Below are 26040 nucleotides of genomic sequence, written 5' to 3'. Positions count from 1 at the left end.
TTTAAGCCACTACCCTCAACCACGGCGAACAACGCAAAAAGAAAACCGCAGGTAGAAAGCCTGCGGTTTTTCATAAAACGCGGTCATGGTCGAGGGTATCAAAGTAAACGTAGTGGATGGGCTAGTTTCGTGGCAAGCGCCGTCAACTGATTCCCTGGGGACGTCTGGGGGCGGAAGAAAACGGATCGATTTGGCTCTCTAAGGGCCACGACGCCCATCATGTCAGCCGGCCATTCCAAAACTATGCCGGTTTACGGGGCTGAATCGCAAATCCCCAACCAAACGCAATTCAAGCAAAATAAAACCGCAGGTAGACGGATCGTCTATTTTCGGAAAAAGCCGGCATGGTCTGCCTGTGCCAATCTAGCCCCGTAAACCGGCATAGTTTTAGAATGGCACTTCGACAGTATTGATTCTCGCCCCGGCGCAGCCGCCACTACAGCCCGTATTTCACGACGACACGGTTAATGCGACGACACCAAGGTTTGTAGAGAGCGGCCAAGAACACGCAGGTCGCAAGGCCGTGTGTGATATCGAACGGTACCGCCGTGGCAAGACGCGCCACGGCGCCCGCCCACGTGAGCGGTTGCACAAAACCGATGATGTCGTAGGCGTTAATCACGGCGCCATAGAGCAGGCCCGACGCAAAGCCGTACGCCATCAGCGCCGGCATGCGCACGGTTCCATCGGCACGGTCGAACGCACCCGCATGCGCCAGCGCGCCGCCAACATAGCCGACCAGACCCCAGGCATACATCTGCCACGGTGTCCACATGCCCTGCCCAAAAAAGAAATTGCTGGTCAGCGCCGCCAGCGCACCGACCATAAAGCCGTTACGACGACCGAGCGTCGCCCCGGCGATAATGGCGATGGCGCTCACGGGTTTAAAGTCGGGAATGGGGCCAAACAAGATACGCCCCGCCGCGGCCAACGCCGCCAGAACCAGCGTGGGCATAATCTGGCGCAGGCCCGGTCGCGACGCCTCGTAGCCCGCAAAGAACAGCGCGAGCACCAGCGCCACCACGACAAGCATGGCAAGCGCCGCCTGCTCAACGCCTGCCAGCAACGCCGCGGCCATTACCGCTGGCACCGCCAGCAGCAGTGGGATCTCCAGTTTTGCGAGTAGGCGCAAGACGCGATAATTCGCCATCCCATCACGCCCTATAAAACACATTGTCGGCAAAAAAGTCGGCGGGCGGCTCCATGCAGGCAATCTCGCCGTCGAACATCATGGCAATGTCATCGGCAACCTGCTCGGCAAAATCCAGATCGTGCGTTGCCATGATGACGGTACCGCCAGCCTCCGCATGGTCGCGCAGGGCGCGGGCGATGATGCGACGGCTGGCCAGGTCCAGACCCTTGGTGGGCTCATCGAGCAATAGCAGCTCGGGGCCGATCAACAGCAGCTTTGCCAACGCAAGCAGCTGGCGCTGCCCGCCCGAAAGATCGTACGGATGGCGCCCATCCAAGCCGGACAATCCCAGACTCGTCGCGCGCTCTCGCGCCATAGCCTCGTCATATCCGCAGGTCGAAGCCCATTCCATCAGCTCCTCGCGCACCGTCTCGGCAACCAGCAGCGCCTTGGGATTCTGAGGCAGCAATGCCGCCGAGGCCGCCCCACGCTCCATATGCCCACGCTGCAACTTAACCGTCTTGGCCAGCACCGAAAGCATTGTCGACTTACCGCAGCCGTTACCGCCCACAACAGCATGCACCGCGCCTGCCGAAAACGACGCATCGAGCCCGCGCAGCACCCAGCCGGACGCTCGATCGTAGCGAAACCAGCCCCCTGCCAGGGTGGTAGCCGACCCAGCGTGCATTTTTGGGAGTATTCGGCATCCACCGGCGCACGATGGCGCCCCCGAGTCGTCTTGCGACAGGATTTGCACCTCAAATTCAGCCGATTTATCCGATTTCGGTCTTTTTTTTGCGCCCGGAGCGCCCACGCGCGGGCCCAAATAGCCCGGCCGGCCACTGGCGCTGCTGAAAACTCCGTTTTTTGCACGCCACGAGCCACCCCACCCTGGCACCTCGCCAGAAAACAGCTCTTCGCGATGCCCCAAGGAGGCGATGTCAGCGACCTCGCATACGCGCCCGCCCTCAATCCGATACGCGCACGTCGCGTATTCAAGCATCGGGCGCGGCTGGTGCGTTGCCACAACAACCGTGCAGCCCAGCTCGCGATTCACGCGAAACAGCGCATGCAGAAAATTTTTCTCGGCAACGGGATCCAGTTGGGACGTGGGCTCGTCGAGCAGCAGCACGCGAGGGCGCAACGCCAGCACGGCTGCCAGCGACAGCAGCTGCTTGCGTCCGCCCGAAAGCGTATCGGTATCGCGGTGGAGCCAATCCTCCACCCCAAAGAAATAACTGGTCTCGGCCACGCGACGGCGCATCTCGTCGCGCGACATGCCTAAGTTTTCCAGGCCAAACGCCATCTCGTGCCACACGGTTTCGCACACAATCTGGTTCTCGGGGTCCTGAAACACATAGCCCACGTGCTCCGCGGACGCGCGAACGTCCATGTCGGCAACGCTTTCGCCCAGCATGCGCAGATCGCCGGAGCATTCGCCCGCCGGCGAAATCTCGGGCTTGAGCAACGAGAGTAATGTCGACTTGCCCGACCCGGTACCACCGACAAGCAACGCAAACGTCCCTTGGGGAACACGCCAATCGAGCCCCTCGAACACCGGCACTTCGGCCCCGGGGTAGGCAAAGCGCAGGCCCCGCACTTCAATCGCCGGCATATCCGAGCCGCACACCGCGTCCGCCATGATGCTCCCGTCCAACCGAGCCATCAGCCAAACCTCTTCTCGTCAATCGCATGCACCACGCAGGGCAGCGCCATCCAGGTCGCGTATACAACATAGCCAGGCCACGGCGCTGGCACCGAAAGCTGCGGGTAAAACGAATACTGCATCGTCGCGGTCCACGCCACTGCCGCCGTGGCCACGCCAAACAGCGCAAGCCCAACCAGCGCGGCAACGTCGCCGCGCGCCAGCCGATACCGCGCGTACGTCGTGCGACGCGCCGCGGCGCCCCACCCACGGGAGCGCATGGCGTCCGCACGCTCCAGCGAATCTTCCATGCCCCAGCCCATCAACACGCTCGATGCCCGTAGGCGCGAACGCACGGGGTCGGCCGGCGCGCGGCCCGGCACTTCAATCGCATCCTGCACCGCCAGCACCGTACGACCGCGACGCAAAAACTGCGGGATAAGCCGCATACACATCGAGATCATGAGCGCGATCACCGGCGCGGTGTTACCCAAAAGCGCAAGCACCCTGTCGTAGCTAAGCATGGACGCCGCGGCCTCAAACCACAGCACGCTCGCCACAAACAGCCCGCCCATGCACAGGCCGTATACCATGCTCTCCAGATACACCGCACGCATGCCAATACGGAACAGTTCCGTCGAGCCCGAAGCGCTAAATAACGGGTTGAGCACCGCGATAATCAAAATCACCGGCAGCTGCCAGCGAAGTGCCCCCAACGTGCGTGCGACGCCGCGCGTCGCAAACCCATACGCCAGCCCGCCCGCAAGCGACAGCGCAAGCAGCACCGGTTGCATCGAGAACATGGTGAGCCCCAGCGTCAGCACCATGTAGAGCGCCGGCACCGCCGGATGCGACATCGAGAATGCCGCGACGGGTTCGTTGCCCGATTCCTCTCGCATGATATCCACGGACACCCCCATCCCCTCGCTCAAACGCCAACGCCGCAGTGCCGCCGCCATGCACAACCAGCGCAAACGTCACGCCGGCGGCACCGACATCAGCCGCCATGCGCCAATCGTTACGCGCTCATCATATGCCTGCGGTATCATATTGCGCCGTGTATCGTTTCCAAACTCACGTGTCTATAACGTAACAGGAGATCACATGGACGCAACCGCAATTATCCTCGCCGCCGGCGAGGGTACCCGCATGAAGTCGAACCACTGCAAGGTTTCGCACAAGATCCTGGGCAAGCCCATGGTCCAGTGGATCGTCGACGCCACCATCAAGGCCGGCTGCAGCCGCGTCGTGGTCGTCATCGGCAGCCACGCCGACGAGATGCGCGCCCTTATCGACGGCGCCTACGCCAACAGCGCCACCAAGGTCGAGTGCGTCGAACAGACCGAGCGCCTGGGCACCGGCCACGCCGTAAAGGTCGCGCTCGAGGCATGCGGCATCATGCAAGGCCCCGTCGTCGTGCTCAACGGCGACCTGCCGCTCATCACCGCCGACACCGTCGCCAAGTTCGCAAAGACCGTCGCTACCGGCGAGCTCGCCTGCACCGTCATGACCATGACCCCGCCCGATCCCTTTGGCTACGGCCGCATCAAGCTGGGCGCCGACGGTCAGATCGAGCGCATCATCGAGCAGAAGGACTGCACGCCCGAGCAGGCCGCCACGCTGCTCGAGTGCAACGCCGGCTGCTACGCCTTCGACGGCGCGCAGCTCGCCGCCCACATCAGCGAGATCGGCAACGACAACGCGCAGTCCGAGTACTACCTGCCCGACATGCTCGAGATTCTCAAGGGCCACGGCCAGGCAGTCTCCATCTTCCACTGCGACGACTACCGCGACGGCCTGGGCGTCAACAGCCGCATCCAGCTCGCGCAACTCACCGCTATCGCGCGCGACCGCATCAACGAGCACTGGATGGCCGAGGGCGTTACCTTCATCGACCCCACGCAGGCCTGGATCGGCCCCGACGCCGTCATCGGCCGCGACACCGTCGTGTGGCCGCAGACGCACCTGATCGGCCGCGTCACCGTGGGCGAGGAGTGCCAGCTCGGCCCCAACAGCCGCCTCACCGACACCACCGTTGGCAGCGGCTGCACCATCGATGAGACTATCGCCATCGAGGCTGTCATCGAGAACGGCGTCGACTGCGGCCCGCGCGCCTACCTGCGCCCAGGCACCCACATGCTCGATGGCTCCAAGGCCGGCACACACGTGGAGATCAAGAAGTCCACGATCGGCGAGGGCTCCAAGGTGCCGCACCTGTCCTACATCGGCGACACCACCATGGGTTCCGGCGTCAACGTGGGCGCGGGCTCCATCACCTGCAACTACGACGGCGTGCACAAGCACAAGACCGTCATCGGCAAGGATGCCTTCATCGGTTCCGATACCATGATGGTCGCGCCTGCCCAGATCGGCGACGGCGCACTCGTGGCCGCCGGCTCCGTCATCACCGAGCCGGTCCCGGCTGACGCACTCGGCCTGGGCCGCGCCCGTCAGGTAAATATTGAGGGCTGGGCCGCCGATTATCGCCGCCGTCTGCACGAGGACGACGAGGTATAACGTTTTACCAAGCATCTAAGGAGCTGTTCCCATGGGGATGGCTCCTTTTTCTATGCTGACCTGCGCGACCGGATGAGTGGTCGGTTCGTGTCCGTTGACGGTAAAGACGTTATCAAGACCCGATAAACCCCGCCGCGCGGTTACAATGCAACAAGGCATCTATATGGCATTCGATATATAAAGGAGAAGGGTAATGCCGATTAATGATCCCGAGAAGTCGGAGAATATGCGCAAGTCCATCCGCGTGTATTCCGGTTCCTCCAACCGTCCCCTCGCTCAGAAGATCGCTGAGTACCTTGGGGTCGAGCTTTCGGGCCTTACGCTAAAGCAGTTCGCCAATGGTGAGATTTACGCCCGCTACGACGAGACCGTCCGCGGCGCCGACGTCTTCCTGATTCAGTCCGTGGCCGGCGGCAACGTCAACGACATGCTCATGGAGCTGCTCATCGCCACCGACGCTGCCAAGCGCGCATCCGCCCGCTCCATCACCGCCGTCATCACCCACTACGGCTATGCCCGCCAGGACCGCAAGGCCGGCCCGCGCGAGCCCATCACCGCCCGCCTCGTCGCCAACCTGCTCGAGCGCGCTGGCGTCAACCGCATCATCACCCTCGACCTGCATCAGGGCCAGATTCAGGGTTTCTTCGATATCCCGGTTAACCACCTGTCTGCACTGCCGCTGTTTGGCCAGTACTACAACGACATGCACTTCGACACCGACAACCTGGTTGTCGTCTCCCCCGACGTGGGTCGCGCCAAAGCTGCCAAGAAACTCTCCGACATGCTCGGCTGCAGCCTCGCCATCGCCCACAAGGGCCGTCCGCGCCACAACGCCGCCGAGGTCATGGGCATCATCGGTGACATCAAGGGCAAGACCTGCATCATCAATGACGACATGATCGACACCGCTGGCACCCTGTGCGCCAACGTCAAGGAGCTCAAGGCCATGGGTGCCGGCGACATCTACGTGTGCGCCACCCACGGCATCTTCTCGGGCCCGGCCATCGAGCGCCTGAACGACGCCCCCATCGTCGAGTGCCTCGTCACCGATGCCATCCCCGTCGAGGTTGGCGGCAAGATCAAGACCATCTCGGTCGCCGAGGAGTTCGCCGAGGCCATCTCTGCCGTTTACCACGAGGAGCCCGTCTCCACGCTCGTCGGCGGCGACTTCGCGCTGTAATCCAGCGCGCATCGCATCATCTTTGGTGTTTTTGAAGGGTCGGAGGCTCGCTTCCGACCCTTTTTTCTGCCCCTCGACAACCCGCCTTGGACAGTTAGTTCAGATTTGTATTAATTTGGGCATTCGTTTGGGCCATTTAATGTATCGAAAGCTCTCTTGCCGGCATAATTCCGCTCGATTCCTCCTCCCATGGATCTCTTCACCATGCCATTGGCCCCATTTTGCCCACCGAGTCCCTCAACAGCGGCAATACACCCAGGTCGCCTTGTACAAATCTGAACTAACTGTCCAGCATCCATCTCAGTAGATGCCTCCAAGGCCAACCCATCACTCCATTCTCCACTTTTCCAAGGCATTCCGTATGATGTCGTTACCGCCCGCGGCGCGCGACGCCCCTTTGAGCGAAAAGAACGCCACGGCCATATCATTTCGCCAACGGCTTAGTACCTTATAGCTATGACAACCGTAATTTCACACCTCTCCGCCCTCCGCGCAATTCGCCGCGCTCGACGGGCGTACTCCGCCCTTCCCTGGGACGCCATCGATGACGGGCAACAGACACAAGCCCTCGTAGGTTGCGTTCCCAACAAGGACGCCATAGACTTTGCGGCCCTTGCAATACTTGACGCCTGGAGCGAAGACGACTCCGAGCGTCTAGACCTCTTTGTTGCGAGCGGCAGCAACAGACGACCCGACGGACGGCTCCTCCAGCACACCATCACCGCCCCTCTCCCCCAGGGCGCGATCATGCACATCGAAGCCGACATCTACGCAACGTCTCCCGCCATGACGGCCATGCTTTGTTCCAAAAATGAATCGGTTGCCAAAACCTTGATGCTTCTCATGGAACTGCTCGGGACCTACTCACTTCCGCCCGAAGCAACTTACCCCATCGCCTACGACGACACGTGGCCCGAGGCCAACAGCTTCGAAACGATGGACGATCTCGATTGCCAGGGCGACCAACCGACACCCGAAAAGCAAGCCGAAACCCGCTACGAACAGGCGCACTACAAATGCGAGCCCGCCACAACCATCGAAGAGCTCGAGGCGGTCGCACGGTTTGCCAAAAGTAGTTCCTACGCCTCGTTTCGCACAGCTATCAAACTCGCCCGGGCCGGATCCGCATCCCCAGCGGAATCATTGATGTTCGCCGTCCTGGGCGCACCCATGCGCTTTGGCGGATTCGGGTGTTGCAGCCTGCCCATGGGAGGCCTGCTGCTCAACTATCGAGTCGATTTCGACACCCTTGCGGTCAACATGTCCTCGGGCATCCCCTACGCCATCTGCGACTTATATTGTCCAGCCGCCGGAGTCGACAACGAATACAACGGAATTGGACATGAGCTTCAAAACGCTCGCATCCACGATGGCAATCGCAACAATGGCCTTAAGGCCATGGGTATCCACGTCCTGGTTATCAACCGTGACCAAATGAAGGACCTTGTTGCACTCGAAGCCTTCGCCCAGACGATGCATCGACTTGCGGGAGTTCGATTCCGCTACCGCATCAAGGGTTATCGCAAGCGTCAGGCCGCCTGGCTCAACACCCTGCGGGCCGGAATCGGCCTCGCGCCGGTCTAAAAGACTTTTACCCAGTGTTACCGAGCATGGCTGGACAGTTAGTTCATATTTGTACAAACAGACGGCTCATTTCGAGGTGGTTTGCCGCCATCCCGGCGCCAATCACCTCATTTGAAGACTCAAAAGATCTGAAATAGCACAAATTGTGCTCCCCAAAGCGCCGTGACAGTTCCGTGGCCCCGATTTTGGCAGTCAAAGATCTCTTGGTTTATACAAATCTGAACTAACTGTCCATCCCGGCTTCTGACGACTGTCCAAACGCCCTCATGCGGCCTCAATCACCCTCCATTTGACAGCAGCAACGGGGTCGCTCACCATAGCAGGCGACAAATCGATGAAAGGAAGCACATGGCAGCTGCACAGCCGCTTAAGATTCGCATGGTTGCCGGACTTGGCAACCCTGGCGATGAGTATGCCGAGACCCGCCACAACGCAGGCTTTAAGGCAATCGACGAGCTGGCGCGTCAGGCCGGCGTCACGTACTGGAAAAACCAGGCCGGCGCCGAGGTCGCGCTCATCAACATCAACGATCCAGAGGAAGAGGGCGGCAAGCGCCAGATTGTGCTGGTCAAGCCGCAGTCGTACATGAACACCTCGGGCGGCCCCATCTCCAAGCTTTGCCGCGAGTACAAAATCAAGGCCGAGGAGCTGCTCGTAATCCACGATGAGCTCGACATTCCCGCCGGCGACGTGCGCGTCAAGGTGGGCGGCGGCCACGCCGGCCACAACGGCCTGCGTTCCATCATCGACAAGATGGGCAGCCGCGACTTTAGCCGCATCCGCACCGGCATCGGCAACCCTCCCGGCAAGATGGCTGTCGCCGACTACGTGCTCAAGCAGCTGCGCGCCCGCGAGGCCGAGGACTTCCAGGACACCTGCGCCCGCGCCGCCGACGCCGCCGGCCTGGCGATTGTGCACGGCGTAATCTATGCCCGCGACCACGTCAACGGCTCCGCCTCTGCCAACGGCAAGCACTAAAACCTACCAAAAAGGGATGTTTATTTTGGCAGATTTTATATGCGAAAACGCCGCAGCGGCCGCATCGCAATAAACCCTGTGCCGCCATACATACCCAACACCCCAAAAGGGGCCGGCCTCACCGATGTGCAAGGCCGGCCCCTTTTGTCGTTTTATCTGATAAAACCCGCCAAAATAAACCTGTCTCTTTGTGCTAAATCACTTTTCCCGCCTGCCAAAGATACACGTAAGCAACATGTCCATGAGGGTATAATCTACACCGTATGTCTGCACAACGCCTGTGCGCGTACGGTTTTATTCGGGCTGCCGTCCATTTCCGTGGAGGCACGGTTCGGTTGCCCTAACAAGAGAGGGGTTCTATGTATAAGATCCTGGAGAAGACGCAGTTCTCGGAGAAGGTGTTCAAGTTCCGCATCGAGGCGCCTGCAATCGCCAAGCATGCGCACGCTGGACAGTTCCTCATGGTTCGCGCCAACGAGACGGGCGAGCGTGTCCCGTTTACCCTGGCCGGCTGGAACGGTGACGAGGGCTGGGTCGAGTTCATCTTCATGGTGATCGGCAAGACCACCGAGATGCTTTCCACCTACGAGGCCGGCGAGTCGCTGCGCGACGTCGTAGGCCCGCTGGGCGTTCCCACCGAGATGGCCGAGGGCCCCTGCGCCGTCATTGGCGGCGGCGTCGGCCTGGCAATTGCCTTCCCGGTCGCCAAGCACCTGGTCGAGACCGGCCACGAGGTGCACGCCATCATGGGCGCTCGCACCAAGGACCTCCTGCTCATGGAGGACCAGTTCCGCGAGCTCCTCGACGAGGACCACATCCACATCACCACCGACGACGGTTCCTACGGCGAGCAGGGCGTTGTCACCGCTCCGCTGGAGCGCCTGCTGCAGGACAAGGCCGTGAGCCAGGTCTTCTGCGTCGGCCCCGTTCCGATGATGAAGTTCTCGACCCTCACCGCCCAGAAGTACGACACCCCCATCACCGCGTCGCTCAACCCCATCATGGTTGACGGCACCGGTATGTGCGGCTGCTGCCGCGTCGAGGTGGGCGGCGTGACCAAGTTTGCTTGCGTCGACGGCCCCGACTTCGATGCCACCCTGGTCGACTGGGATGACCTTCGTGCCCGCCAGGCCGCTTACCGTTCCGAAGAGGGCGAGTCCCTCAAGGCCTATGAGGAAAAGAGCTGCGCATGCCACTAGTTAACGGTCGTTTCGTTACCGATATGAAGTCGCCCCGCACCCCCGATAACGAGGAGCCGGCTGCCGAGCGCGCCTGCGACTTCCGCCCCGTCGACAAGGGCTTCACCGAGGAGATGGCGCTGGCCGAGGCCGAGCGCTGCCTCAACTGCAAGAAGCCGCTCTGCGTCGAGGGCTGCCCCGTCAACATCAACATTCCCCGCTTTATCGAGCAAATCCGCGAGAAGGACTTTGGCGGCGCCCTCGATACCATCCGCGAGGACTCCATGCTTCCCGCCATCTGCGGTCGCGTCTGCCCGCAGGAGAACCAGTGCGAGGGCAAGTGCATCCGTGGTAAGAAGTCCGAGCCCGTGGCCATCGGCCAGCTCGAGCGCTTCCTGGGTGACCGCCCCGAGCTCGCCTCCACGCCCAAGATGGCTCCCAAGAACGGCAAGAAGGTCGCCGTCGTCGGCTCCGGCCCGTCCGGCATCACCTGCGCCGGCGAGCTCGCCCGCAACGGCTTTGACGTTACCGTCTTTGAGGCCTTCTTCACCGGCGGCGGCGTGCTGGTCTACGGCATCCCCGAGTTCCGTCTGCCCAAGGCGGTCGTCAAGCGCGAGATTGACGGCCTTGAGGACATGGGCGTCAAGTTTGAGTACAACTCCGTCGTGGGCAACATGGCCACGGCCGAGGAGCTGTTCGAGCAGGGCTTCGACGCCATCTACGTGGCGACCGGCGCTGGCCTGCCCAAGTTCCTCAACGTCCCCGGCGAGAACCTGCCCAACGTCTTCTTCGCAAACGAGTACCTCACCCGCGTGAACCTGATGAAGGCCAACAAGTTCCCCGAGTACGACACCCCCACCAAGCACGGCAAGAACGTCGTCGTCTTTGGCGGCGGCAACGTGGCTATGGACGCTGTCCGTACCGCCAAGCGCCTGGGCGCCGAGCACGCCATCATCGCCTACCGTCGTACCGAGGACGAGATGCCCTGCCGTCGCGCCGAACTGCACCATGCCAAGGCCGAGGGCGTCGAGGTTCTGCCGCTCGTCTCCCCGCTCGAGTTTGTCGCTGGCGAGGACGGCTCCGTGTGCGCCGTCAAGGTCCAGAAGATGGAGCTCGGCGAGCCCGACGAGTCCGGCCGTCGTCGCCCGGTGCCCATCGAGGGCGCCATCGAGGAGATCCCCTGCGACGTCGCGATCTCGGCTATCGGTACCAACGCCAACCCCTTCGCTGCCAAGATCGGCGGCAAGATGGAGCTCAACAAGTGGGGCTACATCGTTGCCGACGAGGAGACCGGCCAGACCACCGATCCCCGCATCTGGGCCGGCGGCGACATCGTCACCGGTGCCGCTACGGTCATTCTGGCGATGGGCGCCGGCAAGAAGGCCGCCGCTTCCATCACCAAGAGCCTGCTGGGCGAGTAATCACCTACAGCGCTAGCCACCAAACGGCAAAGTCCCCGTCGGGCACACGCCCGGCGGGGACTTTTTTCTATGCCAGCCGCTCGATCATCACAAAGGTGCCTGTCCCCTTTGTGATGGCTTTTGGTCGGCTAGCCTTCGAGCTGAGCCACTTTGTAGCGGTAGGCAGCGGCTATGACGTCTTTGCAGCCCTCGCGACCCAGCTTGGCGCGGTTGACGACGATATCCTTGCCGCTCGTCATCTTCCACTTTCCGGCGCTGTAGCGCTTATAGAACGCCTCGCGTGCCTTCTGCTGCTGCTTGACCAGCTTGGCGCCCTTCTTTTTGTTGAGCCCACGCTTCTTGCGCACGATCTCGACGCGGTCCTCAAAGGGTGCGGTCACCAACACGGCAATGTGATTAGGGTTGTTACGCAGCAGGTAATCGGACAGGCGACCCTCGATAATGCAGCTCTCGGTCTCGCCCAGGTCCAAAATCACCTGGCTCATCTTTTGGAACAACTTGTCCGAGTACGAACGCGCATCGTAGCGGTCGGGCAGAAACGCCATGTTCTCCACGGCCAGACGCTCGTCATAGGCGGCCATCTTATCGAGCGACTCACCCGCGCGCATCGACGCACGCACCAGCAGCTCGTTGTCGTACAGCGGAATTCCCAACTCGTTGGCAAGCATGCGGCCAATCTCGTGGCCCTCGGCGCCAAAGTCGCGCGCGATGGTAATGACCACAGGATTCTTCTTGTTCTCCAGATCGCTCATCGCGATTCCTTTCTCTATGTGACAAAGGGACAGTCCCTTTGTCACATTCATTTTGCCCCCACCTTCGTCCTGGTTTCCCAAGTGCGGCAGATTGCCCCGAAAGAGGAGCGCCGCGTACTAAATGTACGCAAGCGATGATTGAGGGGCAAGGTGCCGTGCTTGGGGAAGCAGGACTATGCGGCCACAATGCGACGCTGATATGCCCTCACCAGCAGCGAGATACCAAAGTTGAGCACAAAGTACATCGCAAACACCAGGCCGTAGAGCATAAGCACCTGCGACAGGTCGATCGCGTGGGCCATCACGACGTTTGCCGTGTACATGAGCTCGGCCACGTTAATGCCCGAAAGATACGAGCTGTCCTTGATGACGGTCGTGCACTGGCTAAACAGCGCCGGAATGATTGTCTTAAACGTCTGCGGCAGAATGATATAGCGCATGGTGGCAAAGAAGCCAAAGCCCTGGCTCTGCGCCGCCTCAAACTGGCCGCGCGGAATCGAGTTGAGGCCGCCACGCACAATCTCGGCCATAACAGCGCTGGTAAACAGCGTAAAGGCGATGGTCGAAATCACAATGTCCAAACCCTGCACCGTAAAGTAGATGAACAGGATCCACAGCAAGTTTGGCGTGCAACGGAACAGCTCGATATAGGCGCTCACCAAAATACGGAACGGACGGGGCGCGTAGCTTTTAACGAGCGCCAGCACCGTGCCAAAGATGAGCGAGAAAAAGATCGACAGCGCCGAGATCTCGATTGTCTTAACAAAGCCGCCCCAAATGTAGAGCAGGTTGGTCGCGTTGAAGATTTCCATGCGCTAGGCCTCCTCTACGTTGTCGAGCCCCAGCTCGGCCAGGCTCATGCCGCGCGGGCGCTCCTTGGAGCGGCGCTCGAGCCACTGCACCAGCATGGCGAGCGGAAAGCAGATGATGAAGTACATAAGGCAGCAGACGATGTATCCCTGCAGGTAACCGTACAGACTCACAAAGTTGTCGGAACGGTACATAAGGTCGCCGCCGGCCACAAGCGCCAGCACCGACGTGTTTTTGACCAGGTTGAGTGCCTGGTTACACAGCGGCGGCAGAATGATCTTGAACGTCTGGGGCAGCACGATGTAGCAGTATGCCTGCGCACGGGTGAAGCCCTGGCTCTGGGCCGCCTCCATCTGGCCACGCGGAACGGCCTCGATACCGGTACGGATGACCTCCGAAATGTAGGCAGCGTGATACAGGCCCACGCCCAAGAAGCCCAGCACAAACGGCGCGATACGCACCGGCTGGTCGGCACCGGTTATGGCCTGCAAAAACTGCGGACCGGCCATGTACATAAAGAGCACCTGCACGGGCAGCGGGGTGTTCTGGTAAAACTCCACGTACACGCGGCTTATGGCGCGCAGAACGCGAGAACGAGTGGTAGAGAACACGCCAAGCAGCGTGCCCAACACCAGCGACAGCAGCAGGCCGGCAACGACCACCTGCATCGTCACGCCAAAGCCCTCCCAGAAGGGCCCCATGTTTTGGAATGTCGTCGACCAGCGGTCGGCGTCAAACAATCCTTCGAGCATTTGATTCCTTCCTTGGACGATGCGCCTATACAAGACCCCAGGTCTTGACCTCTTGGTCGAGCCAGCCGTCGGCCAGGCGATCGCATATCACCTGATCGACCACGGCCGAAAGATCGCAGCCCTTCTTGGTCGCCACGCCGTAGCCCTGCTCGCCAAACTTGACCTCGGGTTGCAGCAGCTCGACGGTCTCGTTCATGTAACCGGCCAGCGTGGAGCGGTCCATGGCAAAGACGTCGATATTGCCGGCATCGAGCGAACTCTTAATGATGGGGTAGCCGCTAAAGGCCCTAAACTCGGGCTTGCAGCTAAAGCCGTTGTCCTTGATCATCTGCTCGATCAGGCCCTGCGTGGTGGCACCCTGGCTCACGCCAATGACCTTGCCGTCCAGGTCCTCAATCGAGGTAAAGCCCGAACGCTTCTTGACCATGAGTCCCACGTAGTCGGTACGGTACGGCGTCGAGAAATCCCAGCTCTTCTTGCGCTCGTCGGTGATGGTGTAGGTCGCCGCGACCACGTCGAGCTGGCCGTTATCGATCAGCGGGCCGCGCGTCTTGGGCGTTACGTCAGTAAACTCGACAAGCTCCTGGGCACGGGCCTCCTTGTAGCTCACGCCAAAGACGGCAGCGGCGATCTGGTAGCACAAATCGACCTCCATGCCCTCAAACCGGCCCTTGGCGGTGTCGTAATAGCCGTAGCCAGGAACGTCCTTCTTAACGCCGGCATTCAGATGGCCACGCGACTTGATGGCCGCAAGCTTAGACCCCTTGTCGGAGTCCTCGCCGCCGGTGGAGTTGCCGCAGCCGGTAAGCGCGGTCCCCGTCAGCGCGAGCATACCGGCGCCCGCCAGCTGCAAAAAGTGGCGGCGCGACACGGCCGCCCTCGTCATATCCGTCATGTCCATCACCGCGCCTAGTGCAGAATCTTGGACAGAAACTCGCGGCAGCGCGGGTTCTCGGGGTTATCGAAGAAGTGCTCGGGTGTGCCCTCCTCCAGGATGCGGCCGTCCTCCATAAAGATGACGCGGTCGGCCACCTGGCGCGCAAAGCCCATCTCGTGCGTCACGCAGATCATGGTGATATCCTCCTGCGCGAGCTCAATCATAACGTCCAGGACTTCCTGGACCATCTCGGGGTCGAGCGCCGAGGTCGGCTCGTCAAACAAGATGATGGGCTGCTTGGTGCACAGGGCACGGGCAATGGCGATGCGCTGCTGCTGACCGCCCGAGAGGTTCTGCGGATACTCGCCGGCCTTATGCGCCATGCCGACGCGCTTGAGCGCGGCGATGGCGATCTCGGTCGCCTCCTCCTTACTCTTCTTTTGCAGCTTGATGGGCGCGAGCGTCAGGTTGCCCAGCACCGTCATGTTGGGATATAGGTTGAACTGCTGAAACACCATGGAGCTGTACTTGCGAGCCATCTCCAGGTGATTCTTTTTGGTGAGCGGCGTACCGTCGATGATGACCTCGCCCGACGTGGGCTCCTCCAGATAATCGACGCAACGGATGAGCGTGGACTTGCCCGAGCCGGAAGGCCCGATCATTACGAGCTTCTCGCCGCGCTTGACGGTGAGGTTGATATCTTTGAGCACATGCAGGTCGCCAAAGTACTTGTTGAGATGCTTGATCTCGATCATGTCTGCCATGAATATCCCTTCCCTGCGCTTACACGAATTGCTCTATTTTACGGAAAGAACCACGTTTCCGCAGCCCACACTACATTCCCGTAAAGAACCCGCAACCTTTAACCCACTCATTGGGGACAGGCTTAAATGAGTACCCAGCCCACCAAAAAGGGGCGCGACCATGACGGCCACACCCCTCAAGACCCGAAAATAATACAACCGCCCTTGTTGAGCATAAGTCAGCGAAAACCCGTACACGCGAGCAAGGTGACGTGAAATGAAAGGGCGCAGACCTCATGGTCGCGCCCTTGAAATTGAACGTCAGATTGCCGCGTGTACGGGTTTGCAGCGTCGAGCCGTTACGCGGTTTGGTAAAACCGCGTAACAAATTACGCGAGTTTGCCGCCGACAATCTTGGCAGCTGCAGGCTTATCGAAGTTGCCGCCGGTGGCCTTGCCGAGCGCCCCCATAACCTGGCCCATCTGCTTCTTGGACGTGGCGCCCAGCTCGGCGATGACCTGCTCGATCAGCGCCTCGAGCTCCTCGCCCGAAACCTGCGCGGGCAGTAGGCTCTCCAGAATCTTGACCTGCTCGGTCAGGTTGTCGGTACGATCTTGATCGGTACCGGCCTTGATGGACATCTCCAACGTCTCGCTTGTCTGCTTAATCAGACGCTTGATCATGCTGTTGACGTCTTCCTCGGTCACGTCGCGGCGCTCGTTGACCTCGATGTTCTTAACCTCGGCCTTGACCTGGCGAATGATAGACAGGCGAACCTTGTCCTTGGCCTTCATGGCGGCAATCATTTCCTGCTGCAGCTCTTCGTTGGTCATCTGCAAATCCTCCTCAATAACATGGGCGGCACTCGCACGAGCACCGCCCCTTGATTACTCAGTCGTCGACGAATCGTCGGTCGAGCTCTTGGTGACGCCCTTCAGGCTCACGTTATAGGGCACGTCCTTGGGCATGGGGTTGACGGTAATGTCGGCATCCTTCGTGTACTTCTCCAGCCACTCGTTGTATGCCGTGCCCGATGCCTGGGTCTTCACCACATTGGAAACGTACTTCTTAATAGCCTTGGGCACCTGATTGATGTCATCGACCTGGCCATCGACATGGAAGTAGTCGGTGCACTTGATGATGTGGTAGCCATACGTCGACTCGACCACGTCGCTCACATCGCCCTTGTTAAGGCCCTCGAGCGCCGTCTGGTAGCTGTCGACAAAGGTGGTGAGCTTATCCCAGCCCACGTCACCCTTCTTCTCCTTGGAACCGGTGTCGTCGGAATACTGCTTCACGGCATCCTCAAAGCTCAGCTCGCCGGAGTTGATCTTATCCAGGCACTCCTGCGCCTTGGCCTTGGCGGCGGCCTTGTCCTCGTCCGAAGCGTCGGAATCAACCTTGATCAGGATGTTCGACGAGCGGCGGGCATCGTTGTAGTTAGACAGGTTCTCGTTAATGTAATCGACAATCTCGCTGTCCTTGGGCTTGCTGGTGGGAGCAACGGCATCCTTAAGCTTCTGCTGCGCCAGGCTCTCCTTGAGCGAGTCCTTGTAGGTGTCCTCGGTATAGCCGTAGGTCTTAAGGGTCTCCTTAAAGGTCTTGGCGCCGCCCGCGCTCTTGCAGGCGTCCTTCCAAGCCTTCTCTACTTCCTCGTCCGAAACCGTCACGCCGTTCTCCTTCTGCGCCTGCTGGAGCAGAATCTGCTGCGTATAGGAATCGATGAGCTGTTTGCGGTACTTCTTGGGCGTCAGGTCATTGTCAACCAGATACTGCGCCCAATCCTCATCCTTGGTGTAGCCGTAGGACGTGCGCATGCTCATGATCTGCTTGGTTACGGTGTCCTCGGTGAGATTGGTTCCGTTGACGGTAGCAGCCACACCGCCGGTCAGTTTGTAACCCGAGTTATTGTTCTCGGTCTGCGACATCAAACCGGAGCACGCCATGGCCGAGACGGAAAGCAGCATTGCCAGCACGCCGATAACCACCAGGACGATCTTGACGGTCTTAGACACGTACGTCTTGCGCTGCTTCTTGCGAGAGCTGGAGGCAGCGCGGGACCGTTGCTCGGGCGTCGGTGCGGCCTCGGAGTTCTTTTTCTTGTTTGCCATAGTTGGCCTTTCGCATCACGAATCGAACAAACGTCATTGTGTCACAACGCAGCCCCGCGGCACACCTGGTGCATGGGAGACAGGTTAATCTGCACCATTTTGGTGCAAAGGGGACAGCTCCGACAGCTAGGGACGTTCCTTTTCTGCCGGCAGTTAGGGACAGTCCCCAAATGCCGGCCCTAGAAGTGGCGGCGGATGGCGTCGACCATGCCCTGGGACGAAGTCTGGCCGAGCACGTCGGCTGCGGCGTCAGCATCCATAAAGATATTCATAAGCGCTTGCAGAGCCTCGACCTGGCCGCCCGGCTCGGCAATACCCAGATTGATGATGATCTGCGCCGGCACGGGGGCACCCATACCCGCCATAGCATTGAACGTCACGGGCGCGGAGGGCTTCATCACCGCGATATAGGGCTTAGCCACAAACCCCGGATCGGTATGCGGAATGGCAATATTGGCCGCCGGCATAGCGAGGCCCGTGGGATAGATGTCCTCGCGCGTACGGACGGCATCGAGCCAACCGGACGCAATGTAGCCGCGCGGAGCGAGCTCGCCCTCGAGCCGCGCAAACACCTCATCCGGCGTCGCGCACTCCCAATCAAAAAACACCAGCTCAGGCGCGAATAGCATCTCGGCGTTATCCGCCATACCGTCCTCCAAAGTTGCATGAGGTTCACAATGCCCCATATGATAGCGAAACCAGACAGGCAAGGTTAGCCGAGGATCCCAATCATCTTGAGTGCGCGGGCAGGCGTCAAGCACACCTCGGGCATCGCCTCCAGCATGCGCCGGTCGCTCGTGACCACGTAGTCAACATCTGCCGTCTCGCCCGAAGCGATGATGAGGTTGTCTTCGAGATCCGGCATGCGCTTGCCAAGCATGCGCGCCATCTCGCACTCTGCCAACGAAAGCGGAGAGGCAGTTGCCACCTGCATCATGTGCTCGATGCAGGCCCATGACGCCGAGGTAAACGGCACGTTAATCCCATTCGCATTCCGCCGGGCCAGACGCCGAGGCAGGATATAGAACACATCCTTTGCCGTCGTGGGCGTGTACAGAAGGTCAATCTTTCCCGCCTCGGCCAGTTCAACTAATCTCTTCGCTTCGTCGAACGCCCCCTCTTGCAGGTAATAATCGAGCCAAACGTTCGTATCTACCAAGAGATGCTTTGCCTCGATCATCGACAATTCGCCTCAATATCGGCAATCATCGTGTCATACATATCATCTCGTACGGCATCCCAGTCTTCCGCAGATGATCCAAATGGCGCAAAATCCGAAGCATTTAGCCCCAGCGATGAAAAAGCTAGGCCACACCCCTGCTCGGCCAGGCTCTCCGCGCGGGGTGCCTCGCGCTTATCCGTCACCATAAATCCCGGCAACGCTTGATGCTCGACAAGATAGGCCCAAAGCGCACGAATGGCATCGCTCGGCCCCAATCCATTGCGTGTCAGGACCGCATCGCCACCAGCCTTGAGCATAGGATCGATTCGTGTGTTGAGCTGCACCGTTGCTGCACCCATAGCGGCTCCTCTCTACTTGCTAGCAGTATAGCAAACATAAAAGGCCACGCAAAAGGGCCCCGCCCACACACGGACGAGGCCTATCGGATTTCTTGGAATGGGAATGGTGCCCGTCACGTTATCCAGAGCCCAAAATCAAAGAGATATTAAGCTGATTGGGGCACATGTGATTCCATATGCCCCAATCAGCTTTTTTGATAGTTTACGTCGCAATGAAAACCAGGTGAATCCTTTTACGCACGATGGCGCGCCGGATCAATTGCCACCTTACCGCTCTCCAGCACGTGGACGCGGCCGTCAGCGAGCATCTGCACGACTTCGGGATACAGCACGTGCTCGATCGCGTGAATGTGCTCCTCGAGCGTATCGACATCCCAGCCTTCCTCAACGGCCAGCGCGCGCTGGGCGATGATGGGACCGTTGTCGTAGATCTCGTTGGCAAAATGCACGGTCACACCGGTCACCTTGACGCCGCGCGCAAAGGCATCGTCGATCGCATGCGCACCGGTAAAGCTCGGCAGCAGCGCCGGATGCAGATTGACAACGCGGTTGGGGAACGCCGCCAGCAGGGGTGTGTGCACCATGCGCATGTAGCCAGCCATGACCACATACTCGCAGCCGCGCTCGAGAAGCTCGTGCGCAATAATCTCGTCGGCGGCGATAGGGTCGGCGTAGACATCCTTGGAGAGCGTCAGCGTCTGGATACCCGCACGCTCTGCACGCTGCAGGCCCTTGGCCGAAGGACGGCTCGACACCACGAGCTCGATCGAAGCATTGAGCTTGCCGGCGGCAATCAGGTCGACGAGCGCCTGCAGGTTGGTGCCCGAACCGCTGATGAGCACGCCGATCTTGAGCGGATCGGCCGTGTCGGTACCGGTCGGACGGGTGTAGGGCACAAAGTCCAAGCCCTCGGCGGCAGCCGTCTGCTCGTTAGCGCTCATCGGAGTACACGACCTTACCGGAGCCCTCGACGCATTCGCCCACGCGGAACGGCTTCTCGCCCAGCGCGACCAGGGCATCGGTTACCGCGGCCTCATCTTCGGGAGCGACAATCAGGCACAGGCCGACGCCCATGTTGAAGGTCTTGCATGCCTCGTTGGGCGTAAGCTCGGCCTGGTGCGAAACATAGGTGATCACGGGCGGAATGTCCCAGCCCATCTCGGCGCCATTGCGGGTGACCACGGCGTCGACGTCGTCGGCCAACGCACGGTTAAGGTTCTCGGTGATGCCACCGCCGGTGATATGGGCGATGGCGTGCACCGGAGCGCCGCCGCGGAGCAGCTCAAGAATCGGCTTGACGTAGATGCGCGTGGGGGCCAGCAGAGCGTCTGCCAGTGATGCGCCGCCGAGCTCCTCGAGCGGACGGCTCAGCTCCTCGGCCTTAGCGGCGGCCTCGGGCGTACCAGGCTTGATGCCGTCAACGCCGATGACCTTACGCACGAGCGAGTAGCCGTTGGAGTGCACGCCGGTGGAGGGAAGGCCCAGAATCACGTCGCCGGGGCGGACGTTGGCGGGGTCGAGCATCTTGGGACGGTCGACGACACCCACGGTAAAGCCGGCGAGGTCGTAGTCGGCGGGAGCCATGACGCCCGGGTGCTCGGCCATCTCGCCGCCCACGAGCGCGCAGCCCGCGAGCTTGCAGCCGTCTGCCACGCCCTTGATGATCTTTGCCATGTGCTCGGCCTCGATGTGGCCGATGGCAACATAGTCCAAAAAGAAGAGCGGCTCGGCGCCCGAAGCCAAAATGTCGTTGACGCACATGGCGACCAGGTCCTGGCCCACCGTCTCGTGACGGTCCATGATCTGGGCGAGGACGAGCTTGGTGCCCACGCCGTCGGTACCGCTGATCAGAATCGGGTCTTCCATATCCTTAAGCGCGGCGGCCGAGAACAGGCCGCCAAAGCCACCGATGCCGCCGATAACCTCGGGACGGTTGGTATCCTTAACCATTTGCTTAATAGCGTCGACGGCGCGGCCGCCCTCGGCGGTATCGACGCCGGCATCCTCATACGTCACATGCTTGCTGTCGCTCATCTGAGCCTTCCTCTCCCACTACCGTTTGACACACAGACGCCAAACAGTGCTCATAGTTGCCCTCAAGTTGGCGCACACGGTAACAACACGCGCCGCCAAATCAACAAAACAGCAGGTAAAACCTACCAAAATAAACCTGTCCCTAAATGGCAGGTTTTAGGCCTCGCCGTGCTTCTCTTCCCAGCTGCGGTCATCGTATTTCTCGACCACGGCGTCGTCGCCAAAGTGCAGCGGCTTATCCAGGTTGCGGGGCTTAAAGCCCTCCATAAACTTGTCGCGGCCAAAGCTCTCGGGAATCGCCACGGGATAACGGCCGGTAAAGCACGCATCGCAGTAGCCGCCCTTGGGCATGACCTTCAGCAGGCCCTCGACCGAAAGGAAGGCCAGCGAATCGGCGCCAATGTACTCGCAGATCTCATCGACCGTCTTGTTAGCGCTGATGAGCTGCGACTGCACGTCGGTATCGATGCCGTAGAAGCACGGCCAGATGACCTCGGGCGAGTTGATGCGGATGTGAATCTCCTTGGCGCCGGCGTTGCGCAGCATCTTGACGAGCTGCACCATGGTGGTGCCGCGAACGATGGAGTCGTCGATGACGACCAGGCGCTTGCCCTCGATATTGTCGCGCAGTGGATTGAGCTTCATGCGCACGCCCATGGCACGCAGCTCCTGCGTGGGCTCGATAAACGTACGGCCCACATAGCGATTCTTGATGAGGCCCTCGCCAAAGGGAATGCCGCTCTCACGCGAATAACCCTCCGCAGGCGGCAGACCGGAGTCGGGCACACCGATGACCAGGTCGGCATCGACGGGCTCCTCGTGTGCCAGCTGACGACCCATGTCGTAACGGCAGGCGTAGACGCTCTTGCCATTCATGATGGAGTCGGGGCGGGCAAAGTAGACCTGCTCAAAGATGCAGTTAGCGGGCTCTTCGGCAGCGGGCACGCCTTGCTCGGACACCAAGCCCTCGGCGCTGATGCGCAAGATCTCGCCGGGACGGACGTCGCGGACGTACTCGGCACCCACAATGTCGAGCGCGCAGGTCTCGGACGCAACGACCCAGCCACCAGCGCGAGTGACATGAGTGGCAGCGTCGACCGTCGCGGCGTCGTCTTGCGACGGCAGCCGCGAAACGGATGCGGCGTCGGCCTGGTCCAAGCCCTCGTCCACAAGCTTGCCCAGCACCAGCGGACGAATGCCGTGCGGGTCGCGGAAAGCATAGAGCGCCTGCTCGTTGATGAGCGTCATGGCATAGCCACCGCGCACGAGTTCCATCGTCTTGCGAATGCCCTCGCGCAAATGGCCTGTGCGCTGCGTAAAGTAGCCGATGAGCTTGGTCGCGACCTCGGAATCCGAATTGGAGAGAAACGGCACGCCCAGCTCGATGAGCTGACGGCGCAGCTCGTCGGTGTTGACGAGGGTGCCGTTGTGCGCAAGTGCGATGATGACGCTATTAATGGTCGAAAGATGTGGCTGCGAGGCTTCCCAGCTCTTGGCGCCGGCAGTGCCGTAGCGCACGTGACCCACGGCCAACTGACCAGAAAGCGTCGATAGGTCGGCGTTGGAGAACACACGGTCGAGCAGTCCCAGGTCTTTACGAACCATAACCGTGCCGCCGTCGCCCACGGCGATTCCCGCCGATTCCTGGCCGCGATGCTGCAGCGCACGCAGACCAAAGTACGTCAGTCGAGCCACGTCGCGATCGGGCGCCCACACACCAAAAACGCCGCATTCCTCATGCAGCTGGTCGGAGTCCGGATCGTACGTCGACATGGTCGTCACCTGTCCCGTGGCACGCTCGGCCGCGCGGATGGTTTCTTGAGACATGGCATCCCCTCAGAGCCTCGTTATTTGGCGTTACCTGCCTTATTATACGCACGGCAAGACAAGCTCCCCAGCGCATGAGCAGCGCTTTTTAAAAGCCCACCGAGCTTATTATCCGTTTTGCGACCAAACATTTTATTGGGTAGTCCACTCTCAGGGGCAACGGCCTCGAAGACTTCCCGTGCGCCGTGTCTCGCCCGCGCTAGGGGCTACATTGTTGCAATTGGGACGTTCGTCCTGTCTTTTAGCTGGTCGTCGGCGTATCCTTGTAGGCTACTACAAGACGAGAAAGGTAGCGTATGGATCGAAATCAACTCGACCCCAGTGTCCCCAGCGCCACGGAGGTCAAGAAGATCCCCCTTATCATTAAGGTGTACGCCGTCCTGTGCATCCTGTCCGGCGTAGGCACGCTCCCTTCGGTCGGCGCCTTTATGTGGCGGGTCATCACCGCGCTCATCAACGGCAACGCCGCCGCCAAGCTCGGCGACAACACGCTCGTCGCGGTCGGCCTTATCGTCGCCGGCATCATGCTCTCGGCGGCGAGCGCGGTCATCTTGATCATCTTTGGCCTGGACCTCATCAAGAACCAGCGCCGCAACGCCGCGCGCCTGTCCTATATCCTTATCGCACTTACCGTCGTTGAGCTTTTGGTCGACGTGATGCTCCAGGGTATCGGGCCGTTCTTGCTGCGCCCCGCCATCCAGCTCGGCATCCTCGTCGCGCTTTCGGCCACTGTTGACCCAACACTTCGTCAGGAGCGCGAACTGCAGCGCCGCTTGCAGGAGATGCTCGATCGCGACGCCGCCGCCGAGGGTATGCTCGGCCGCGATGAGACCGGCGAGGGCTACATCAAGCTCAACTACTTCAACCTGTTCTGGGTATTCTTTGTCTGCTGCGTGCTCGGTCTGATCCTGGAGGACATCTGGCACATGACGGTCGACGATCCAGGCGTCTACCAGAACCGCGCCGGCATGCTATTTGGCCCCTTCAGCCCCATCTACGGATTTGGCGCCGTACTCATGACCATGGTGCTCAACCGCTTCTACAAAAAGAACCCCATCATTATCTTTTTGGTGAGCGCCCTGCTTGGCGCAAGCTTTGAGGTCTTTGTGGGCTGGTTTATGCAGACCTCGTTCGGTGTGGTCTCGTGGAACTACTCGCACATGAAGCTCTTTGGCATGCCCGATCCGCTCGCCGTGCTTACGGGCGGTCGCACCTGCACGGGCTTCGCCTGCCTGTGGGGTCTGGGCGGACTCATCTGGATCAAGCTGCTGCTGCCCAGATTGCTCAAGCTCATTAACATGATTCCCTGGAAGAATCGCTACTCAGCCACCGTCATCTTTACCATCATCATGCTGGTCGACGGCGTCATGACGCTGCAGTCGCTCGACTACTGGTACCAGCGTGTCAACGGCACGGCCAGCGATATTCCCGTTGCGCAGTTCTACGGAAGGTACTTCGATAACGAGTATATGGAAAATCGCTTCCAGAGCATGACCATGAGCCCCAAGGACGCCACACGCGTGTAGCGAGCGCCGGCACAAAACAGCCCCAACACACCAAAGCCCGCTGGCAGATCTACATGAGCTGCCAGCGGGCTTTTGCTATAGACGTACACGGGTTGCCGGCTAGGCGTTACGCTTCGCGCTCGACCTCGCTCACGCACTCGTTCTTGATAGTGCCGACGAGCGCCTGCAGGGCATCGACCACATGCGGGCGAATGTCTCCGCCAATGAGCACGAGCATGATGTCGTCGCCCACGGCAAGCTCGCCGCTCGCCAGCCATACGCGCACATAGCCGATGCCGGGCATCGCGCGCGTCGCCTCGATGGCAGCCTGTACCTTGCTGGCGTCGTAGCCAAACACCACGCCGCCCACCTTGTGGCCCGGCGCCACGCCATCGGTCTCGACACCACGGGCCTCAGACTTGGGCGTTGCACGCACCACGCCATTGTGCGTCAGGTACATGCCACACGCCGGCGCCGAAGCGTCGGCCTTGGCTTCACGCAGCCACGCATCGACCGAAGGCATCAATTTGCCGCTTTCAAGCATCGCTTCCCCTTTTTTCCGTCGTCGAGTAGCTAATTTGGGACGGGGCTCTTTTAGCTACCGCGGGCATGCAGAATGATTTTGCTGGGTTAGGTGACTGAGGTAGCTAAAAGAGCCCCGTCCCAAATTAGCTACTCTCGAACCACTTATTCCTCGACCGGTGTGAGCACCATGACGGCGCGCGTATTGCTAAATGACAGTGAGCGGCAGGTCACAAGCGTTACAACCTTAGTTGCCGAGGCAGCACGGTCGGTCGCATCGTTTGCCACGGCCGAGGCGCCATCGAGCATCTCGGACAGATAATTCGTCAGCCCGTCGTCGCCCTCAAAGTTGGTCGCGCGCGCCTTGGCATACGTATCCTCAACCACCTTGGTCGCCAGCGGTCTCAGCTTATACGTACCGTCGCGCGTAATGTAGTACACATACTCGATGCTATCGAACTTTGCCTGGTCGGTTGTGTCCGAAATAATGTTGAACATCGAGCCGTCGTTCATATGATGGCCATAGATCGTGGTCTGCTGGTCCACCATACCGGGGGCCGTATCGTCGCAGTCCAGGAAAATTGCACCGGAAGCGTTGGATGTACCGTCAAACAACGTGTTGAGGTACTTGGAGTTATTGTTGGCCTGAACCACCGGATAATTGATAGTAGTATCCGGAACGTAAATCCAGCCGACAATCTCGGGGTTCGTCTGCGCAAGGGCATCAAAATCAACGACGGGGATGCCGCTGCCATCCTTATCGCTCACATATTGTTTCTCGATCTTTGCATACGAGTCGCTTGCCTGTTTGTAGCCAATTTGCGCATTGATGTAGATAGCCGCTGCGGCAACAATCAATCCGATTCCGACAATGATGAGCAAGATAGGGAAAATCGACCGACGTTTTTTGCGCGGCTGTTGGACATGTCCCGCCGAGTCCTTATGGGCCGG

Annotated in this window: 25 protein-coding genes; 7 read left to right on the top strand and 18 right to left on the bottom strand. The window is 60.3% G+C overall.

Annotated features, from left to right (window positions below; translation table 11 throughout):
* Positions 1 to 436 precede the first annotated feature (436 nt).
* From ACTQV4_RS00430 to ACTQV4_RS00420, 3 genes are read right to left on the bottom strand one after another with little or no spacing between them, the layout of a single operon-like run.
* Complete coding sequence (locus ACTQV4_RS00430; protein ID WP_441568966.1) at positions 437 to 1150, bottom strand: DUF6580 family putative transport protein; 714 nt, start codon at positions 1148 to 1150, stop codon at positions 437 to 439.
* 4 nt (positions 1151 to 1154) lie between these two features.
* Positions 1155 to 2798: an ABC transporter ATP-binding protein gene (locus tag ACTQV4_RS00425; RefSeq protein ID WP_441568964.1), complete on the bottom strand. Its 1644-nt coding sequence runs from the start codon at positions 2796 to 2798 to the stop codon at positions 1155 to 1157.
* Positions 2798 to 3676: an energy-coupling factor transporter transmembrane component T gene (locus tag ACTQV4_RS00420; RefSeq protein ID WP_441569134.1), complete on the bottom strand. Its 879-nt coding sequence runs from the start codon at positions 3674 to 3676 to the stop codon at positions 2798 to 2800. The genes ACTQV4_RS00425 and ACTQV4_RS00420 overlap by 1 nt, the downstream gene beginning before the upstream one ends.
* Positions 3677 to 3881: 205 nt before the next feature.
* Between ACTQV4_RS00420 and glmU the strand changes: the two genes are divergently transcribed.
* The 6 genes from glmU to gltA all read left to right on the top strand — a co-directional run bounded on the left by glmU (position 3882) and on the right by gltA (position 11635).
* Complete coding sequence (gene glmU, locus ACTQV4_RS00415; RefSeq protein WP_441056405.1) at positions 3882 to 5294, top strand: bifunctional UDP-N-acetylglucosamine diphosphorylase/glucosamine-1-phosphate N-acetyltransferase GlmU; 1413 nt, start codon at positions 3882 to 3884, stop codon at positions 5292 to 5294.
* Between the two features lie 193 nt (positions 5295 to 5487).
* Positions 5488 to 6474: a ribose-phosphate diphosphokinase gene (locus ACTQV4_RS00410; protein ID WP_154516678.1), complete on the top strand. Its 987-nt coding sequence runs from the start codon at positions 5488 to 5490 to the stop codon at positions 6472 to 6474.
* 747 nt (positions 6475 to 7221) lie between these two features.
* On the top strand, positions 7222 to 8058 hold the full coding sequence (locus ACTQV4_RS00405) for a hypothetical protein (RefSeq protein ID WP_427717995.1): 837 nt from the start codon (positions 7222 to 7224) through the stop codon (positions 8056 to 8058).
* A 348-nt stretch (positions 8059 to 8406) separates the two neighbouring features.
* On the top strand, positions 8407 to 9036 hold the full coding sequence (gene pth / locus ACTQV4_RS00400) for an aminoacyl-tRNA hydrolase (RefSeq protein WP_427717993.1): 630 nt from the start codon (positions 8407 to 8409) through the stop codon (positions 9034 to 9036).
* A gap of 359 nt (positions 9037 to 9395) precedes the next feature.
* Positions 9396 to 10235, top strand: coding sequence for a sulfide/dihydroorotate dehydrogenase-like FAD/NAD-binding protein (locus ACTQV4_RS00395; RefSeq protein WP_006235793.1), 840 nt, complete (start codon positions 9396 to 9398; stop codon positions 10233 to 10235).
* Entirely contained in the window at positions 10226 to 11635 is a 1410-nt protein-coding gene (gltA, locus tag ACTQV4_RS00390) for an NADPH-dependent glutamate synthase (protein WP_441560292.1), read from the top strand. The genes ACTQV4_RS00395 and gltA overlap by 10 nt, the downstream gene beginning before the upstream one ends.
* 128 nt (positions 11636 to 11763) lie before the next feature.
* On the opposite strand, the gene ACTQV4_RS00385 is transcribed toward gltA, so the two are convergent.
* The 13 genes from ACTQV4_RS00385 to purF form a co-directional block, all read right to left on the bottom strand.
* Complete coding sequence (locus tag ACTQV4_RS00385) at positions 11764 to 12387, bottom strand: AAA family ATPase (RefSeq protein ID WP_427717988.1); 624 nt, start codon at positions 12385 to 12387, stop codon at positions 11764 to 11766.
* Between the two features lie 173 nt (positions 12388 to 12560).
* Positions 12561 to 13199, bottom strand: coding sequence for an amino acid ABC transporter permease (locus ACTQV4_RS00380; RefSeq protein WP_055285379.1), 639 nt, complete (start codon positions 13197 to 13199; stop codon positions 12561 to 12563).
* Positions 13200 to 13202: 3 nt separating this feature from the next.
* On the bottom strand, positions 13203 to 13949 hold the full coding sequence (locus tag ACTQV4_RS00375; protein ID WP_441033137.1) for an amino acid ABC transporter permease: 747 nt from the start codon (positions 13947 to 13949) through the stop codon (positions 13203 to 13205).
* A 25-nt stretch (positions 13950 to 13974) separates the two neighbouring features.
* Positions 13975 to 14850: a transporter substrate-binding domain-containing protein gene (locus ACTQV4_RS00370; RefSeq protein ID WP_441033134.1), complete on the bottom strand. Its 876-nt coding sequence runs from the start codon at positions 14848 to 14850 to the stop codon at positions 13975 to 13977.
* Positions 14851 to 14858: 8 nt separating this feature from the next.
* Complete coding sequence (locus ACTQV4_RS00365) at positions 14859 to 15590, bottom strand: amino acid ABC transporter ATP-binding protein (RefSeq protein ID WP_055251548.1); 732 nt, start codon at positions 15588 to 15590, stop codon at positions 14859 to 14861.
* Between the two features lie 368 nt (positions 15591 to 15958).
* Positions 15959 to 16402: a GatB/YqeY domain-containing protein gene (locus tag ACTQV4_RS00360; protein ID WP_427795123.1), complete on the bottom strand. Its 444-nt coding sequence runs from the start codon at positions 16400 to 16402 to the stop codon at positions 15959 to 15961.
* A 54-nt stretch (positions 16403 to 16456) separates the two neighbouring features.
* Positions 16457 to 17680, bottom strand: coding sequence for a peptidylprolyl isomerase (locus ACTQV4_RS00355; protein WP_441033130.1), 1224 nt, complete (start codon positions 17678 to 17680; stop codon positions 16457 to 16459).
* A gap of 179 nt (positions 17681 to 17859) precedes the next feature.
* The gene (locus ACTQV4_RS00350) at positions 17860 to 18327 is read right to left on the bottom strand and encodes a PTS sugar transporter subunit IIA (protein WP_427793748.1); all 468 of its coding nucleotides are present in this window, start codon (positions 18325 to 18327) and stop codon (positions 17860 to 17862) included.
* A gap of 65 nt (positions 18328 to 18392) precedes the next feature.
* Entirely contained in the window at positions 18393 to 18860 is a 468-nt protein-coding gene (locus ACTQV4_RS00345; protein ID WP_441568962.1) for a PIN domain-containing protein, read from the bottom strand.
* On the bottom strand, positions 18857 to 19201 hold the full coding sequence (locus tag ACTQV4_RS00340; protein ID WP_441033124.1) for a type II toxin-antitoxin system RelB/DinJ family antitoxin: 345 nt from the start codon (positions 19199 to 19201) through the stop codon (positions 18857 to 18859). The genes ACTQV4_RS00345 and ACTQV4_RS00340 overlap by 4 nt, the downstream gene beginning before the upstream one ends.
* A gap of 233 nt (positions 19202 to 19434) precedes the next feature.
* The gene (gene purN / locus ACTQV4_RS00335; RefSeq protein ID WP_441033121.1) at positions 19435 to 20142 is read right to left on the bottom strand and encodes a phosphoribosylglycinamide formyltransferase; all 708 of its coding nucleotides are present in this window, start codon (positions 20140 to 20142) and stop codon (positions 19435 to 19437) included.
* Positions 20132 to 21235 carry a phosphoribosylformylglycinamidine cyclo-ligase gene (purM, locus tag ACTQV4_RS00330; RefSeq protein WP_427717964.1) on the bottom strand — a complete coding sequence of 368 codons (1104 nt, stop codon included), beginning with the start codon at positions 21233 to 21235 and terminating at the stop codon, positions 20132 to 20134. Before purM ends, purN begins: the two co-directional genes overlap by 11 nt.
* A gap of 156 nt (positions 21236 to 21391) precedes the next feature.
* A complete protein-coding gene (gene purF, locus ACTQV4_RS00325; RefSeq protein WP_441033118.1) occupies positions 21392 to 23062 on the bottom strand; it encodes an amidophosphoribosyltransferase in 1671 nt (556 codons plus the stop codon).
* Between the two features lie 296 nt (positions 23063 to 23358).
* Between purF and ACTQV4_RS00320 the strand changes: the two genes are divergently transcribed.
* Positions 23359 to 24588, top strand: coding sequence for a putative ABC transporter permease (locus ACTQV4_RS00320; RefSeq protein WP_441033115.1), 1230 nt, complete (start codon positions 23359 to 23361; stop codon positions 24586 to 24588).
* 106 nt (positions 24589 to 24694) lie between these two features.
* Here ACTQV4_RS00320 and ACTQV4_RS00315 read toward each other — a convergent pair whose 3' ends face one another.
* On the bottom strand, positions 24695 to 25111 hold the full coding sequence (locus ACTQV4_RS00315; protein ID WP_154516726.1) for a molybdenum cofactor biosynthesis protein MoaE: 417 nt from the start codon (positions 25109 to 25111) through the stop codon (positions 24695 to 24697).
* 143 nt (positions 25112 to 25254) lie between these two features.
* On the bottom strand, positions 25255 to 25971 hold the full coding sequence (locus ACTQV4_RS00310) for a class B sortase (protein WP_441044790.1): 717 nt from the start codon (positions 25969 to 25971) through the stop codon (positions 25255 to 25257).
* Between the last annotated feature and the right edge of the window lie 69 nt (positions 25972 to 26040).

Origin of the sequence: Collinsella sp. LCP19S3_B11, assembly GCF_052121915.1 — a bacterium.
GTDB lineage: Bacteria > Actinomycetota > Coriobacteriia > Coriobacteriales > Coriobacteriaceae > Collinsella.
Note: the sequence above shows the minus strand (reverse complement) of the source record. Positions and strands in the feature narration are given on the sequence as shown.